Below are 14,353 nucleotides of genomic sequence, written 5' to 3'. Positions count from 1 at the left end.
CGGGAGATATAGATAATTTTATCTGATGATCTTGATCGCTTTTCGATTACAATGGGGATTGTAACTTTTATTATTTAGGGTTACGCTGTCACCTAGAACGTTAACGGAATGGCTTTGCAATGAAATATCAACAGCTTGAAAACTTAGAGTGTGGCTGGAAGTGGAATTACTTGATCAATAAATGGAAGGCGGGAGAAGCTATCACTCGTCATATTGATACGAGTGAGGCGGATGCTGCAGTCAACGAGCTTCGTCAATTAGAACACGAACCGACGAAAGTTCTTGAGTGGATTGAGAACCACATGTCACCAGAGCTCGATAACAAGCTTAAGCAGGCCATTCGTGCGAAACGTAAACGTCATTTTAACGCAGAGCAAATTCATACCAAGAAAAAGTCGATAGACTTAGATTATCGCGTTTGGGAAAAGTTATCTCACAGAGCGAATGAGCTTGGATGTACTTTGTCAGATGCTATCGAATATTTGCTGTCCGAAGCGTCCCGCAGTGAAAAAGCAAGTAAAGCCGTAAGCAGTTTAAAGGAAGATTTGACCAAGTTACTCGACTAACAAGGAGAGTTTATGCTGTATGTTATTCTTATCGCGTCTATCGTGATTTTTTGGTTAGTGGCGGTTGATAGACCAGTTCTAAAAGTGACGTTTTCTGACGGTAAAATTACTCGGGAAAAAGGGCATTTTCCCCCTAGCTTCAAACACAATGTGGTAGAGATTGCTGAACGTACGCCTTTTAGTGGTGAGTTAAAAGTATATCAACAGCGCACTGGCACCAAGCTCGTTATGTCGAAGCAGGTACCAAAGAAGGTGCAACAACGAATCCGCAATGTGTTCCCGCATCAAGGTTTTCGTAGCAAAGGTAAGAAGCATACTGGCTGATACACTTATCAGTTTCCACCGCCCATAATCTCTCCCCAAAATCAGCTATCTCTAAGTTCAAAGTAACACGCGATTTGCTACTTTGAGCTCAGAGGTAACCTATGAAATCTATCAATATCTTTCTTTTGTTTTTGTTGACTTTGCCAGCATTCGCTGACGATGCCGAGTCAAACCCATTAGCGAAAAAACTCAAAGTCATAATTCAAAAGCAAATCAGTAATAAAGGTCTGAATGGTTATTGCGATTTGTTTATCGAGATGACCCATCAAGATTCAGTAGCTATAGTTAAAAGAGTCTCGTCAACAGGCGACTATCAGCTGTGTAAATCGAGTAAGAAATCGCTCCGTATAGGTGAAAGCTTTACCTATGTTGTTCCAGAGAAGTACATTCGGTTACACATCGAGAATTAGTTTGTAATTAATGGATGACTCTAAGTAATTGAAGCATGCATAGCTCACTGACCACTAACAAGAAATATAATGAGGAAGCGAACGCTTTAGCTCAGAAGATCACCCACATGACGAGAGAACGTCATGCCAAGTGGTTAGTGAGCCTAAAGTACATTCTCGATCAATCGGATGTCGATAGCACATTGAGTCGGCAGACCGAGTTCTGTGATAGCGTTATATTAAAAGAAGAAGAGCGCATTACGCATAATCAGCGTTTACTGCTTGAGTGTGAAAAAGAAAAAGTTCAAGAGCGAAGGCAAGCGGTAGAAGACCGACAAAAGGTCCTTGTTTCTGTGGTGTCTGATATTGCAGAGCACGCACAAAGTTATATTTGTGAAAAGCTTGAAGAGATGTCTGTTCTTCAACTGTTCGGGCGATTTCCTGATTTTTCGTATTTCTCTAGTATTGCATACTCGCCATCTTTAACCTTCAGTAAGCTCGCTGTACTGACAACCAACGACAATCAACTAAAATCGAACGTCATAGATCTGGTTAACAACCTAAAGTTCTGCAAACGTATTGGTCGTTCTCCGCGAAGTATTCAAGACCCCAAAATTGCGATAGGTTCGATTGGAATAGACAATTGTGGGCTTTTACTTCCGATCTTAATGGTAAAGCCTATTCTCAAATGGCACGACCCAGTGACTAAGAACATTGCTCCCAAATTGTGGCAACATATGGTTTTAACAGCAAATGTGACTCGTATTAGACTAGATCAATCGGGGTTAAAATGCCCGCAACAGGGTATTTTACTTGGTGTGCTAAGAACCATGAGTCATTTTGCTATAGTTAACCACTTCAGTTTACTATTCGAAGATGCACAAGTAGCAAAGATGCAGTGGTATCGGGAAAATAACTTGCGTGAAGAATATTATGCGTGTGGCGAGGTTCGCCCAGATTTAAGTGTTTTGCCTCCAATCATTCACAACCTTGAGGCGGTTCTTACCAGAAAAGTAATAGAAGCTATAGAATGGACTCCATTTACAGTACCAATCCGAAATGCGCTTGAAGAGGATCTTGATAATTTACCTGTTATCGAAAGAAGCGATGCTGGGGTCGCATTAGCGCAAGCACAAGCATATGCAATGTTCGATACATTGGACCGAAGTAACGCCTTTATTGAAAAACATAAACCTTTTTGGTTTGCTAACGTACAGATGCCGCCTGACGCATTGCAAACTATTAGAGAATTGAACCCTGGCCGCATAGGTTTATCAAAATAATAAAGCCCCTTAGTGCACTATAACTAAATAGATGTGATTGATACATACATATTAGGCCAGTTATTAAATGAAACTCAGGAGTTAGTCCTTTTAGAATGGTGATTACAAGCTAAGATACAGTGTCATATTTCTAGGCGGATTTGCGAGAAATGACTATTCATGTAAGGATAAGCTCTGCTTAAAAAACGTTCGACAAAGGAGTGTCCATGTTTCCCGCTGAAGTGTTAGTGTCTTATACATTAGCCTGCGCATTATTAGTCATCTCTCCAGGCCCTGACAATCTACTGGCTATCGGTCGAGGTTTAAGCCAAGGTCGCTGGGCTGCTATTGTTTCTGGTATGTCTTCGGGAACCGGTATCTTGTTTCATGTGCTAGCCGCCACCTTCGGTTTGACGTTACTCATTCAAACTTCAGAACTCGCTTTTTATGCCGTCAAAATAGTGGGGGCGGGTTATCTGATTTGGCTCGGAATTAAAGTGTTACGCTCTCGTAGTCTGTTTTCTCTTGAGCCCGCAAAGAAACTGCCGCTTTCAAAGATATTTCTTACCGGCTTTTTGTCGGCTGCACTGAATCCAAAACCGGGCCTGTTTGTGCTTGCGTTCGTCCCTCAGTTTGTTAATCCAACCTTAGGGTCAGTGACAGTTCAAATGATGGGGTACGGCGCTTGGTTTGCACTCCTTACTGCGTTAGGTTTTAGCCTTATGGGCGTTTTCTCTTCTCAGCTTGCAGATTGGCTTCGCAATAAACCTAGAATGGTCTCTGGTTTAAATATTGGAGCAGGGGTGACATTCATTGCTTCTGGTCTAACGGTTGCGTTTATGAAGCAAAGGTAACTTAACATATTGTTGGGACTTGCTTGACATTTACATTAAAAGAACGAGTAGGGAACTCGCTCTTTTACAGGAAACGATGGTTAGTTGTCGCGTTTTTCAAACTCGTAAATCATCTTGTACGTATCTCTTCCCGACTTATCTGTAAACTCGGTATAACTGGTTACGATAAGTTTACTGTCTCTTTGAACGACAATCAGCCTTATGTCGGAGAAATGGGTCGTCCACGTTGCGATAGCTTCATTAGTGGACGGTTTCTCTCCCGGCGATAGCGCCACTAACCTAAGCGGGGTTTCGCCCCATTCGCAGTCCACTGGGTGGCATTTACCCTTTGCACTAATTAGATAGTTATTGTTTCTGTGTGTAATTTCTAGCTCGGTAATACCTCTGGTGCTTTCATCGACGTTCTTCCAAGAACCCGTATAGTTTGTTACCTCCGCGTTCACTTGCGCAGTTAGTAACAACGATAGAGTTATAAATGCTCTTTTCATGTTTGCCTCGCTGGTGCAACTATTGTGTTCAGAGATATATACCACTGAAATACGGTTAAGTTTCTAATTATTAGTGAAAAAAAATAAAACATACTCAGACAAAGCCCATGTACATTGTCAATATGTGAGTATGCTTCATAATACGCCGCGCCATATTTGCTATTGAATGATTATTGCTTTGACCACACAAACATAACTTGGAGAGTGCCATGTCAGAGATGTATACAAAACATGCCCACAGATACAGCGAAGTCGTGAAGGGGAACATCTACAATGCGTTACTTGAACGGCCTTCAACAATATCATTACTAGGCGATGTTAAAGGCAAGGATGTCATCGACATGGGGTGTGGATCTGGCATATACGCAGAATGGTTTATCGCTAATGATGTGGCAAATCTAACCTGCGTTGACCTTTCACCAGAGATGATAAACATTGTTAAGTCTGAATACAGTGATCGTTTAAGAGCCTATGTGCAAGACCTTTCAAAAGGGCTACCCAACGAAGCGAGCAACAGTGCTGATATCATCGTTTGTCCTTTAGTTCTGCATTACATCGAAGATTTGAGTGTGGTGTTTAACGACGTTTATCGCGTTCTAAAACCCGGTGGTTACATAGTATTCTCGACTCACCATCCATTTGCGGATTTTGAATGCACAACAAGCGGCAATTACTTTGAACGTGAGCGAGTGACTGAAGATTGGAATACGGTTGGAGAACCTGTAGAAGTGAGTTTTTATCGTCGCTCTTTGACTGAAATAAGTGATGCTGTCACTCATTCTGGATTGGTTATTTCAAGGATTTCAGAGGGCAAAGTTGATGAGCGTGCGAAAGCGATCTCTGAAGAGGCCTACCAACACCTTAAGCGTAATCCGAACTTTATTTTCTTTAGATGCGAAAAGTAGCCGTTCAGTACTTATCCTTTAATATGGGGTTAGTCAAAGTTTAGGTGGTCATCTGCAATGATTATAAGCGCTAGTAGAAGGACGGACATTCCTGCTTTTTATCATCGCTGGTTCATGAATCGCATTCGTGAGGGGGTTCTACTGACTCGAAATCCCTTTAACGCAAGTCAGGTAAAGCGTGTATCTCTTGAACCTCAAGATGTAGACGCACTGGTGTTCTGGACGAGAAATGCAGAGCCGCTAATCAAACACCTGCCGAAACTTTCCGAGTTTAACTATTACTTTCAATATACCATTACAGGTTACCCCAAAGCGCTTGAAAGGCATTTACCTAACACTTATCAATCGATAGAAACGTTTGTGCGTTTAAGCGACATTATCGGGCCATCGAAGATAATCTGGCGTTACGATCCAATACTTGTCTCTAATTTAACACCACTTAGTGAGCACAAAAGAAAATTCCACAAAATAGCGAGCCAGTTAGCGGGAAAAACACATAAAGTGGTGATAAGTTTCGTTGATTTGTATTCGAAGACTGAACGCGGATTAAAGTCGGTATCCAATCTAACTTATTGCGATTTAATCGAAAACCAAGGCGAACTTATCGACTTGTGCAGGTTTATGGTAGAGGTTTGTCTGCAATATAAACTAGCCATTGAAACCTGTGCTGAGGGTATAGATCTAACGGATATCGGTATTAAACCTGGAAAATGCATTGATGATGAACTGATCAAGCATGTATTTGGTATCGATACCGGGCATAAAAAAGACCCAAACCAAAGAATCGAATGCGGCTGCGTTAAAAGCATCGATATTGGTAGTTACAACACATGCTTACACGGCTGCAAATACTGTTACGCAACGTACAATGAAACATCTGTACAGAAGAACCGATTAAAGCACGATCCGAACAGCCCGTTTTTGCTCGGTGGTATCGAAGGTATTGATAAACATTTATTAAGTAAACCCATAATCTAGCAAGAACTTTTCTAGCTTTGGCTGATTAAGAAGTGGTAAGTAGTTGGAGTAGATTAACACGTTGATCAAACGGGATATATCGTTTTGGCCTTACAACCTAAGTGCGCATTATGTATATGTGGTTAGAAAGGAAAATAAGCTTATATTAAAGGTCTAAAATCCTCTAACACCTTGACTACACGCCTATTTTTGATTTTGTTGGTGATAATCCCCCAAACCACATTTTGATCGGATTCACCAAGGAGATCAGCAATACGAAACGCAAGATCCCAATCTATTGAGTTTCGACCATTTCGCCAATTTCTGACGGTGGACTGGTCAACTCCCAACTTTTTCGCCAATTGATATTCAGAATCTAATCCAAACTTGGCTTTTACGCGATTGAGCAGTGCATTCTCATAAGTAAAGCGTTCCATTGAACGTCCCTCCTGATGCTCATTGTATGTACAAAAAACGGCAAAACGCTATACGGGGCATGCTTGCCAGTATCAAAAATCTTCTCGTAAAGTGATGTACATCCAAGGCTTGGCGGCATTGAGGAGGCGTGATGGTAGCGCGAAAAACTGAAATCGAGATTGCGCTTGATGAAGCAGAATCCAGTGCCAAAAGTGGTCACTTGGAATCGAGCCTTAGGCTCGTGATTGCCACATTGAGAAGGCTATATCAATTGCAGGAAGGAAGCCATGCCTGTTCGCAAGAATCAAAGGATCAAAATTCATCTTCTGATTAAACGTTATGCCCAGCGTGAGAAAAAACATGGTCAATTACGGCGAATAACAGAGCGGGTGATAAAGGAGAAAAAGCATGGAAGAGTACAAAATTGTTGAGGTGTGTATGGCGCATCTGACTGCAGCTATTAAAACTGGACGCGACATCGAAGCCGTGACTGGGGATCATCTTACCCAAGCAAACATTATCACGCCGATACTGATTCTGGGTTGTGATTTGCTGACACCATCCAAGCAGTTTAATGGCCTAGCTCGTGAGATGGCCAACTATGCGATGCAGTACAGTTATTCCATTGCCGAATCCCATGCAGGCAGTGTGAACAAGGTGTCACCACTGACGGACGAACTTGAGCGATTTGTCGGTTTGGTCATGGTTTCTAATGTGCGTGAGATGGCGAGCCCGACACTGCAATGAATGCTTCCACGTTTACCCGACGCGAACGACCGTTAGCGGCGCTGAATCGATCACGCTGGTCATTGTTGCTTCAAGATCCTTCACGCTATGCCTATTTATTGTCGGTGTCTGGCAAAGCCACGCAGCGCCAGTTCCTGCGCGATATCGCTTCCGTGATGGACTATCTCGTTAGTGAGCTTGAGTTGCGTACGCGTAAGGTTGGGGTAGCCACTCAACGTGGTTTCCTGCTGCGTACTTGGGCCAATGTGGCCGAAGGGACGGGATTACCCGTTTGGCGAGTCAAACAGTGTGTGTCGTTTGCTAAGCAGCGCGGTTGGCTAACGTCCACCCAGCCGCGACACAATGAAAACGGTGAGTGGTACGGCTTAGCGTCGATTAAGCGCATCACAGAGCGCTATTTTGCCGATCTGGGTCTGACCGACGCGATGCTTAAGGCGAGGGCGGCCGCCAGTGACTCCATCAAGCGCATGGCCTCACGCACCGGCGTCCATGTTCGTTACCTGCTGACGCCTATCACCTTGCTACGTAAGTTCGCCCGTCGTCACGACCAATCCCCACACAATCTTTGATCCACCAGCTTAGCCTCGATCCGTCTGTAACACGCTAAATCCCTGAAAAACCGACCTTAATTCGGTTTAATCGCGGCTTTTATGACCGTTTTATCACAGTCATCCACCGTTTCTGTGGATAACGCGGTGACTAAGCGGTGGTTTGTCATATTAACTGCTCCATGAAACTGGATCTTAACGGTTTGATCCATAGTCTACGACTAGTGATCTTTCTAAAGAAAGATAATAGTGATGATAAGTGTTACCCCGTTAAAAACGGGGATAACTATAAGGAAGCGGCGTATCTTGCTCGCCAGCGAGCTGACGCCTAGACCACGCGGTGACTGCGTTAGCACCGTGATAAGCCGTAGTGAACGACGATGCACCACCGCCGTGTGTGTCGCTGCGCGACGGTCTGGCAAGAAGGTGGAATTTAATTGGTACTAACTATTGAAAGTGGCTTATTAATCGTCATAATCAAAGAGCTAACGTCGTGAGACAGGGGCACCCATTCACCAACGTCGTGAGACAGAGGTCAGTATGACAATCAGACAACAAGAGTTTGCCGACTTAATGGCCAAACTCGATGACATCGAGCAGGCGCTGGCTCAATCTGCGCCAGACTGGTCAAGCATTCCTGCGTTTAAAAAACCGATGGTCGCCATTCAGGCCGCCGAGCAGGCCAAAAGCCACATCGACACCACCGTCACTACCATTAAAGCCATTACCTTGAACTTCCATCAGCGGCTCACTGAGCTTGAGGAGGCGCAGCATGGCCAGTAAGAATCCCATCAAAGGTTACATTGCCTGTCCGACGCAGGGTTGCGGCGAAGTGTGTACCGTGCATGCGGTCGGGGAACATCGCGTGCTCGAAGGCGGCGATCCACCCAAGAACAAGCGCCGACTGGGTCAGCTCTACACCATTTGCCCCAACTGCAAAGCCAATCAAAGCGCGGGCAAACCGTTTCAAGACTGGTTAACTAACCACATGAAACCGACTCGCGAAGAGGTTAATACTGGGTATAAAAACAGTACCCCGCAAAAACCGCACTCGGTAACCGATACTAAACCGCACGAACCCAATCACGACGGGGCTTGTGAGGTAAATCCGATAACCGAGCCGAAACCGACCAAGATAACCAAACGAACCGTCGCGGGCGCATTAGCCTTTGTTGGCGGCTGCGCGTTGCTGTTTGTCTTGCTGACGACGAAGAAGGAGCCGAGCCATGAGCCAAACCAATGAGCCAGAAGTCACGGCACCGGTCGATGAGCGCGATCTCACCGCGCAAGCGGCCATCGATGAGATGCAGCAAGAAGAGCACATGATTGAACAGGCCGAAAGCGACACCGACGAGCAGGAAGAAGCCAGCTTTGATCCGGAGACCTCGCGCCAAATGTTGGGTTATGGCTTAGGCATTGTCGAGTTCAGCGTCGGTGCGGCGTTTGATGTGCCGTTTGAAATTGATGAGAACGTCGGTAACAAGTGGCTCGATGCGGCCACGCCAATGCTGCAAAAGTACGGACCGGCCGGTTTTGCGTGGTTTGCTGAATATGAAAAAGAGCTGGTCTTTGCCATGGCGTCGTGCACCTTGGTCGGCGGTTGTACGCTTCAGGTGCGTCGACTGCGTCAAGAGAAAGCGTTGTTAGCAGCCAAAGTGGCGAAGGAAGCCAATCAAGCGCAAGGAGAGACGGATGAAGCTGCCGAGTCCGATCAACAAGAATAACGCCCTCAATGCGCAGCACGTGTGTTACATGGGCACCACAGGCAGCTGTAAAACCACGGCGATTCGCAAGCTCAAGCTGATCCCCAAGTCGGCTCAGGTGGTGATGTTTGATCCGTACGCGGAGCATTCAGAGCAGCGGCTCGAAGGGTTAAAAGTCGTGCCGTGTGCGTCGTTCTCTGAGTTCTATCAGCGCGCCTGGTATGGGCGAAAGCAGCGCAAGCCGTTTCGTTTGGCGCTTGTGAATCAGGAGCGTAGCCGCGATAACCTTGAGCGCTTTGCCCAGATGGTGTGGTCATTGGGCGATGGCCAACACGCGCACGAGTTGCACTGTGTGATTGAGGAGCTGGCCAAATGCACCAACAACACCGCCAAACTCGATGGCGTGGCGGGCGAGCTGTGGACCGGTGGCCGCGGCTTTGGTCTGGTGATGCACGCGACCTTTCAGCGCAGTCAGGAAGTGCCAAAAACCGTGCTCGATGAATCGAAGCACATCTACATTGGGGCGGTCAGTTCGAAACGTAACGCGCGCTATATCGCTGATTATTACGATGTGCCGTACGAGTCGATCCTCGCGCTGAAAGGCTGTCATGAGCGGGAGCATTTAGGGACAGGTAAGTACGCCGATTACATCCTCAAAAGCCCCGGTATCGGTAACCATCGTCAGGGCAAAATCTACCCTGCACGGTAAGGCTGAAACCTATTAGGTTAGAGTGTCTGCCTAATAGGTTTCACTCTCTATCCAATCCCTCATAGGCGCCCTAGGGTCAGAGCATCCATTTCAATGAGGATGTCACTATGCGATTGAATGCTCGTAACGTTGCCATCATTGCTGGCGTATCAGCTTTGACGACAGGGGCGATCATCTTGGCCGTCAACAATAAAGTTGGTGGACTAGATAAGCTTCTTGGCAAGTCCGGTTGGTTCTAAGGGGGCGCTATGTCAGTCAAACCAATCAAACTTAACTCCATGGTCGGCGCCGCTTGGGGACAAAAAGGCACACTGCCTATTCCCAATGGCCCGACGTATCACGAACTGGTGCTTGAAACCAACGCCGACGCGCAGGACATGACGCGAATTTCCATCACTTTGAACGCTGAGGAAATCTACGTGTTGACCGGTGAAGAGCTGTTGATGCTTGAGCGATACAAACGTCGTGATGCGACGTCGGGACACTTTATCATCCCGTTCAGCGATGTCGTGGCCAGAACCAAAAACGGGGTGCGCTACACCGGCTTAGTCACAGAGCTGGGTGACAACATTCACCTTGATATCCAGTTCCGTAACAAGCGCGCAGATGCGGATCCACTCACGATCCAAGTACATGCTTGGGTGAGTAACGCGCAAGCGATGCGCGTCGTGGTGCCGTTGGTCAAACGCGAAACTATGCCCGCCAATGCGGCAGGCGTCAACGAGTTCACCAACCTGATCGCCAGTCCACTCATCAGTATTCGCCGCATGCACTTTATGCACGACAAGATCACCAAGCTGGAGATTGAGCGCGACTTCGTCAAAGAGTTTGAAGCGAACAAGTTTATCGCTGAAGCCAACGCCAAGCGTAATGAACGCACACCGCAATCAGGCTATTTCCACTTCGATCCGATTGTGCGCGGTTTCTCGATTGATGAACTGTTTCCCACGCAGCACAGCTCGAATTTGAAGTTCTCGGTCACCACTGAAGATGTACCCGGTTCCTCTGATTTTGGTCGAATCGGTACGCTTAGAGCGACCGGAGAAGCTGCAAGGTGGCGCGGCCTAAGGAGCGCCCATGAAAAGCTTTTTTGATGATTTATTGGAGTTTGGCGCGGGGGCACTCGATTCGGTGGGTGAACATGCCGATTGGCTGTTCGACACCAACGATCAAACCTCTAACCCAAACAAAACCCAGCAGCCCAACCACCCGCAGGTCGATAACGCCGGTAATGTGGTGACGCGTCCGATGGGCGCAAAATCCGGTATCGATCCGATGGTGTGGTATGTCGGCGGCGCATTAGCCGTAACGAGCGTGGTGCTGCTTGGTGTGATGGCGTTTAAGAAGTAGGAGACGCGGATGCCAATTCTATTTTGGGTCTTAGGCGGATTTGGCGCGGGCAGTGTATTAGGCCTGAGTGCCAGCAATGGTCTAAATAAGCTCCTGCTGTTGGTCGCGGTGATCGCCACCATCATCTTCTTTAAAGGAGGCTTGTGATGCTCGGTTCATTAACGTCGTTAACCGGTGGTGGAGGCTTACAAGGCGGTGCGTCAGGGCCTGCCATGTCGGGCACCTCGGGCAACACCACCAACAATATGGGTTTTACGGGCGGTGGGATCAATCTCGGTGGCACCAGCTCCCAATGGTGGCTGATCGTGATGTTGGTACTGCTTGTCCTGTATGTGGCGCTTAAGAAGTAGTCTTCAACGTGAACAATGGAGTCGAGTTAAAGACCAACTGAAGCCGGCACTGAAAGATTACTTCAAGGATGCTGAACGTGCAGTTCAACAAGGTAACGAACACGTCTTTCGCCTTGATAACACCGTGATGCTGTTAAGGGGGGAAGGACTCAAAGACGGCAGCAAAGAATTGGTTGTGGTGGCTTTAGTTGGTGATATGGCCGCAGGCACATTGGGCGCGCTCAATCATGCCAGGGCCCACGGGTTTGACTCGATACGGGCGCACTTCTTTCGCGCTGGCGCTGAGCGGTTTATTCGCCACAAATTGGGATTACCGGTTCAGGAGATTGAACGCCGAGACGATGAACGCGTTTTACGAATAAGGTTTGTAGATATGGGTGGCAGAAGCTCTTCACAAAGTCGACAAAGCACGGTCACAACGACCACTAATACCAGTGGTAGCGCGGCCGCAGGGCGCGACAACTACGGCATTATGGTCGCAGGGGTCAATGATTCCGATATCAATCTGACCATGACCGACCACGGTGCAATGGCCATTGCGGGCAATCTCGCCGAGGAAGCGCTCGACTTTGGCCAGCAAACCCTGCGTTCAAATGAAATCATCGTGACAGGGTCACTCGATACGGTCAATAACACCGTCGATGAGGCGTTTAACTTCGGCACCTCAGCGCTTGAAGAAACCTCCGAAGTCAGCCAGTACGCGATTGACTCGATCAAGTCGATGGCGGGCCAACAAACCGAAACCACTAAAGCGGCACTGGCGATGGCCAGCAGCGCCAAATCGCGCGAGCAAACCGGTGGCCTTGAGTCGGATAACAACTTACTGAAGAACATCTCGCTGATTGTCGGCATCGCCGGCACCATCATCACCGTGGCGGTGTTGTATAAAGGGAGCCGCTCATGAGACAAGTCCACACCCTCGAACCTCATCAAACCCTCAGCTTTAACGCCGGACAGGCTGGGAAGTTTCTTATTCTGCGTGAATCGACTCATACCTTGATGATACGCAGCGATGTACTGCGTCCAACCGAAATACAGCGAGGCGATACGGTCGACGTCAGCACCTTTGATGAATTGACACTGGAAAACCATCACGATGACGCCGCGACGTTTGAATACCAAATCAGTGATGTGCCGATTTTAACCCAAGCGCAGAAGGTTGACGTGTCGAATGCCGTGGTCGTGCACGAAGTGCAAAGACCGGTGAGTGTGGTCGAGATACAACGCGCCGTCAGAGCCCAAATTCAGAACGAATTACTTAACGTTCACGTCGATAACGAGACGCTGAGCGTGACGCCTAGCGTGACGTTATACACCTACGCGGCCATTGATGAAGGTGTGTTTGAGCTCGATGGCAGTGAGCAGACTATTGCCGGCAGCTCCGAGCGTAAAGCGTTGTTTCTACAGGTGCCGGATGACAATACCGAGTCGGTCCTGGTACAGGGTTTTATGGTCGTTAATCCCGGTGGTCATCTGCCACTTAGCACCAACCAAGCCATCACGGTCAAAGGCAAAGACGGGGAAACCGTCAGAGTCGGGGAGATGCGCTGATGTTGATGCTGTATAACCCACCGCCAAAAGCCAAACCTGATATTGAAATCGCCACCGAATCACAAGGCACGGTAGGCGATGCGGCGATATTTCACTTTACCGAACACGTCGAACTGGTCGATTTGTCGTTTAAACGCACGTCACTGAGCAATCGCCAAACGATTCCTGCGCAGTTGTGCAGTCTGACGTTGTCGTTTCTGAAAGGTGACCAGATTGTTGAGCGTCGTTATTTGTATCTGTCTTTCGCCGCCGGTGTCGATCATCACTATCCGATGACCCTCATTAAGCCCAAAGGGGCCGATGAGCTGCAAGTGGTGAGCAGTTTAGCGCTGGTCTCACGAATTGAAACGCGTTTGATCTTCAAACAGGAGGTGCCCGATGCGGTGGGCATTCCCCCTCTTATTAACGGTTAGCCTGGGAGTGTATCTGATGAACAAAAAACAGGTCGATAAAGCCGTCAGCGGTTTTGCGTTGTCGGTGCGCAGCGAAACGAAATTGATTGGTGTCCATCACGACTTAAAAAACGTGGTCAGGCGCGCGTTAGAGCTCAGTCCGTTTGATTTTGGGATTACATCGGGCAAACGAACGGCAGAAGAGCAGTTCCAGCTTTTTCAAAATAAGGCGAGTCAGCTCGATGGCTATTCACGTATCAGCCGCCACCAAACCGGTCACGCGATTGACTATGTGGTGTATGACGAGGACGGTAACGTCACGTGGGGTTTCAGCTATTACGAGCAAGTGAGCTGGGCATTCAAGCAAGCGGCCAGAGAACTCGGTGTGCCGATTGTCTGGGGTGGTGATTGGACCTCGTTTAAAGATGGTCCCCACATCGAACTCGATCGACAGGTGTACCCATGATTGGTGCGATTGTCAGTTTGTTCAATGGCGGACTTGAAACCTATAGGCAGTATAACCGCAATAAAGCGGAAGCCCTGAAGCGCAAAGACGAACTTGACCAGGAGAAACATCAGGCGAGGGTGCGCAGACTGCAAAAGGGCGAAGAGCAGGCCAGTAGCCTTGATGAAGTGAGCATCAAAGAACGCGGCTTCAAAGACGAGTTTATATTGTTAGTCGTCTTTATTCCCTTGATCCTTTCCTTTATTCCCGATTACGCCCCCTACGTCGAACAAGGCTTCCAGGCGCTGCAGAGATTCCCGAACCGTACTGGTATGTCGTCGGCGCGGTCGTCATCGATACCCTCGGCATGCGTGCCATGGTTCGCTACCTGCTTGA

24 protein-coding genes and 2 pseudogenes are annotated in these 14,353 nt (G+C 47.7%); 24 read left to right on the top strand and 2 right to left on the bottom strand.

The genetic code is table 11. The features are described from left to right. Window positions 1-119 precede the first annotated feature (119 nt). The 5 genes from matP to AC6R00_RS00335 all read left to right on the top strand — a co-directional run bounded on the left by matP (window position 120) and on the right by AC6R00_RS00335 (window position 3,395). Complete coding sequence (gene matP, locus AC6R00_RS00355) at window positions 120-566, top strand: macrodomain Ter protein MatP (protein WP_486794072.1); 447 nt, start codon at window positions 120-122, stop codon at window positions 564-566. A 12-nt stretch (window positions 567-578) separates the two neighbouring features. Then, window positions 579-890: a DUF3634 family protein gene (locus AC6R00_RS00350; protein ID WP_004743224.1), complete on the top strand. Its 312-nt coding sequence runs from the start codon at window positions 579-581 to the stop codon at window positions 888-890. Window positions 891-991: 101 nt separating this feature from the next. After that, window positions 992-1,300: a hypothetical protein gene (locus AC6R00_RS00345; protein WP_500638969.1), complete on the top strand. Its 309-nt coding sequence runs from the start codon at window positions 992-994 to the stop codon at window positions 1,298-1,300. A 35-nt stretch (window positions 1,301-1,335) separates the two neighbouring features. Then, window positions 1,336-2,562: an HDOD domain-containing protein gene (locus AC6R00_RS00340; protein WP_500638968.1), complete on the top strand. Its 1,227-nt coding sequence runs from the start codon at window positions 1,336-1,338 to the stop codon at window positions 2,560-2,562. 206 nt (window positions 2,563-2,768) lie between these two features. After that, complete coding sequence (locus AC6R00_RS00335) at window positions 2,769-3,395, top strand: LysE family translocator (RefSeq protein WP_500638967.1); 627 nt, start codon at window positions 2,769-2,771, stop codon at window positions 3,393-3,395. Window positions 3,396-3,475: 80 nt separating this feature from the next. Here AC6R00_RS00335 and AC6R00_RS00330 read toward each other — a convergent pair whose 3' ends face one another. Continuing rightward, window positions 3,476-3,883, bottom strand: coding sequence for a hypothetical protein (locus AC6R00_RS00330; RefSeq protein ID WP_500638966.1), 408 nt, complete (start codon window positions 3,881-3,883; stop codon window positions 3,476-3,478). A 209-nt stretch (window positions 3,884-4,092) separates the two neighbouring features. Between AC6R00_RS00330 and AC6R00_RS00325 the strand changes: the two genes are divergently transcribed. Next, complete coding sequence (locus tag AC6R00_RS00325) at window positions 4,093-4,788, top strand: class I SAM-dependent DNA methyltransferase (RefSeq protein WP_500638965.1); 696 nt, start codon at window positions 4,093-4,095, stop codon at window positions 4,786-4,788. A gap of 57 nt (window positions 4,789-4,845) precedes the next feature. Beyond that, window positions 4,846-5,766, top strand: coding sequence for a DUF1848 domain-containing protein (locus tag AC6R00_RS00320; RefSeq protein WP_500638964.1), 921 nt, complete (start codon window positions 4,846-4,848; stop codon window positions 5,764-5,766). A gap of 140 nt (window positions 5,767-5,906) precedes the next feature. Here the strand turns inward: AC6R00_RS00320 and AC6R00_RS00315 are convergent, their stop codons facing one another. Further along, window positions 5,907-6,182 carry a helix-turn-helix transcriptional regulator gene (locus AC6R00_RS00315; RefSeq protein WP_171325466.1) on the bottom strand — a complete coding sequence of 92 codons (276 nt, stop codon included), beginning with the start codon at window positions 6,180-6,182 and terminating at the stop codon, window positions 5,907-5,909. 131 nt (window positions 6,183-6,313) lie between these two features. Here AC6R00_RS00315 and AC6R00_RS00310 point away from each other — a divergent pair, with 131 nt between their 5' ends. The 17 genes and pseudogenes from AC6R00_RS00310 to AC6R00_RS00230 form a co-directional block, all read left to right on the top strand. Next, window positions 6,314-6,496 (top strand): hypothetical protein, encoded by a 183-nt coding sequence (locus tag AC6R00_RS00310; RefSeq protein ID WP_171325464.1) that lies wholly within the window; start codon window positions 6,314-6,316, stop codon window positions 6,494-6,496. Between the two features lie 74 nt (window positions 6,497-6,570). After that, on the top strand, window positions 6,571-6,909 hold the full coding sequence (locus AC6R00_RS00305; protein WP_500638951.1) for a hypothetical protein: 339 nt from the start codon (window positions 6,571-6,573) through the stop codon (window positions 6,907-6,909). Then, the gene (locus AC6R00_RS00300; RefSeq protein ID WP_500638952.1) at window positions 6,906-7,478 is read left to right on the top strand and encodes a hypothetical protein; all 573 of its coding nucleotides are present in this window, start codon (window positions 6,906-6,908) and stop codon (window positions 7,476-7,478) included. Before AC6R00_RS00305 ends, AC6R00_RS00300 begins: the two co-directional genes overlap by 4 nt. A 519-nt stretch (window positions 7,479-7,997) precedes the next feature. Beyond that, the gene (locus AC6R00_RS00295) at window positions 7,998-8,240 is read left to right on the top strand and encodes a hypothetical protein (protein ID WP_171802553.1); all 243 of its coding nucleotides are present in this window, start codon (window positions 7,998-8,000) and stop codon (window positions 8,238-8,240) included. A gap of 49 nt (window positions 8,241-8,289) precedes the next feature. Beyond that, window positions 8,290-8,700, top strand: coding sequence for a hypothetical protein (locus AC6R00_RS00290; protein ID WP_500638953.1), 411 nt, complete (start codon window positions 8,290-8,292; stop codon window positions 8,698-8,700). Then, the gene (locus AC6R00_RS00285; RefSeq protein ID WP_500638954.1) at window positions 8,684-9,181 is read left to right on the top strand and encodes a hypothetical protein; all 498 of its coding nucleotides are present in this window, start codon (window positions 8,684-8,686) and stop codon (window positions 9,179-9,181) included. The genes AC6R00_RS00290 and AC6R00_RS00285 overlap by 17 nt, the downstream gene beginning before the upstream one ends. Further along, window positions 9,150-9,869, top strand: coding sequence for a hypothetical protein (locus tag AC6R00_RS00280; RefSeq protein WP_500638955.1), 720 nt, complete (start codon window positions 9,150-9,152; stop codon window positions 9,867-9,869). Before AC6R00_RS00285 ends, AC6R00_RS00280 begins: the two co-directional genes overlap by 32 nt. A gap of 107 nt (window positions 9,870-9,976) precedes the next feature. After that, window positions 9,977-10,108, top strand: coding sequence for a hypothetical protein (locus AC6R00_RS00275; protein WP_257214423.1), 132 nt, complete (start codon window positions 9,977-9,979; stop codon window positions 10,106-10,108). A 9-nt stretch (window positions 10,109-10,117) separates the two neighbouring features. Then, a pseudogene (locus AC6R00_RS00270) lies at window positions 10,118-10,937 on the top strand (major capsid protein P2). A 9-nt stretch (window positions 10,938-10,946) separates the two neighbouring features. Next, complete coding sequence (locus AC6R00_RS00265) at window positions 10,947-11,219, top strand: hypothetical protein (protein WP_500638963.1); 273 nt, start codon at window positions 10,947-10,949, stop codon at window positions 11,217-11,219. 9 nt (window positions 11,220-11,228) lie between these two features. Beyond that, entirely contained in the window at window positions 11,229-11,366 is a 138-nt protein-coding gene (locus AC6R00_RS00260) for a hypothetical protein (protein WP_500638962.1), read from the top strand. Beyond that, the gene (locus tag AC6R00_RS00255) at window positions 11,366-11,569 is read left to right on the top strand and encodes a hypothetical protein (RefSeq protein WP_049843888.1); all 204 of its coding nucleotides are present in this window, start codon (window positions 11,366-11,368) and stop codon (window positions 11,567-11,569) included. The genes AC6R00_RS00260 and AC6R00_RS00255 overlap by 1 nt, the downstream gene beginning before the upstream one ends. Beyond that, window positions 11,550-12,473, top strand: a complete 924-nt coding sequence (locus tag AC6R00_RS00250; RefSeq protein WP_500638961.1) for a hypothetical protein — start codon at window positions 11,550-11,552, stop codon at window positions 12,471-12,473. The genes AC6R00_RS00255 and AC6R00_RS00250 overlap by 20 nt, the downstream gene beginning before the upstream one ends. Continuing rightward, window positions 12,470-13,120 (top strand): hypothetical protein, encoded by a 651-nt coding sequence (locus AC6R00_RS00245; protein ID WP_500638960.1) that lies wholly within the window; start codon window positions 12,470-12,472, stop codon window positions 13,118-13,120. The genes AC6R00_RS00250 and AC6R00_RS00245 overlap by 4 nt, the downstream gene beginning before the upstream one ends. Beyond that, entirely contained in the window at window positions 13,120-13,533 is a 414-nt protein-coding gene (locus AC6R00_RS00240) for a hypothetical protein (RefSeq protein WP_500638959.1), read from the top strand. Before AC6R00_RS00245 ends, AC6R00_RS00240 begins: the two co-directional genes overlap by 1 nt. Before the next feature lie 16 nt (window positions 13,534-13,549). Continuing rightward, complete coding sequence (locus AC6R00_RS00235; RefSeq protein WP_500638958.1) at window positions 13,550-13,978, top strand: M15 family metallopeptidase; 429 nt, start codon at window positions 13,550-13,552, stop codon at window positions 13,976-13,978. Beyond that, a pseudogene (locus AC6R00_RS00230) lies at window positions 13,975-14,353 on the top strand (hypothetical protein); the annotation flags it as partial. The gene AC6R00_RS00235 and the pseudogene AC6R00_RS00230, both read left to right, overlap by 4 nt.

The sequence above is a fragment of the Vibrio sp. R10-SF1-ISO8 genome (assembly GCF_059833805.1).
This window is presented reverse-complemented; position numbering and strand designations above follow the sequence as displayed.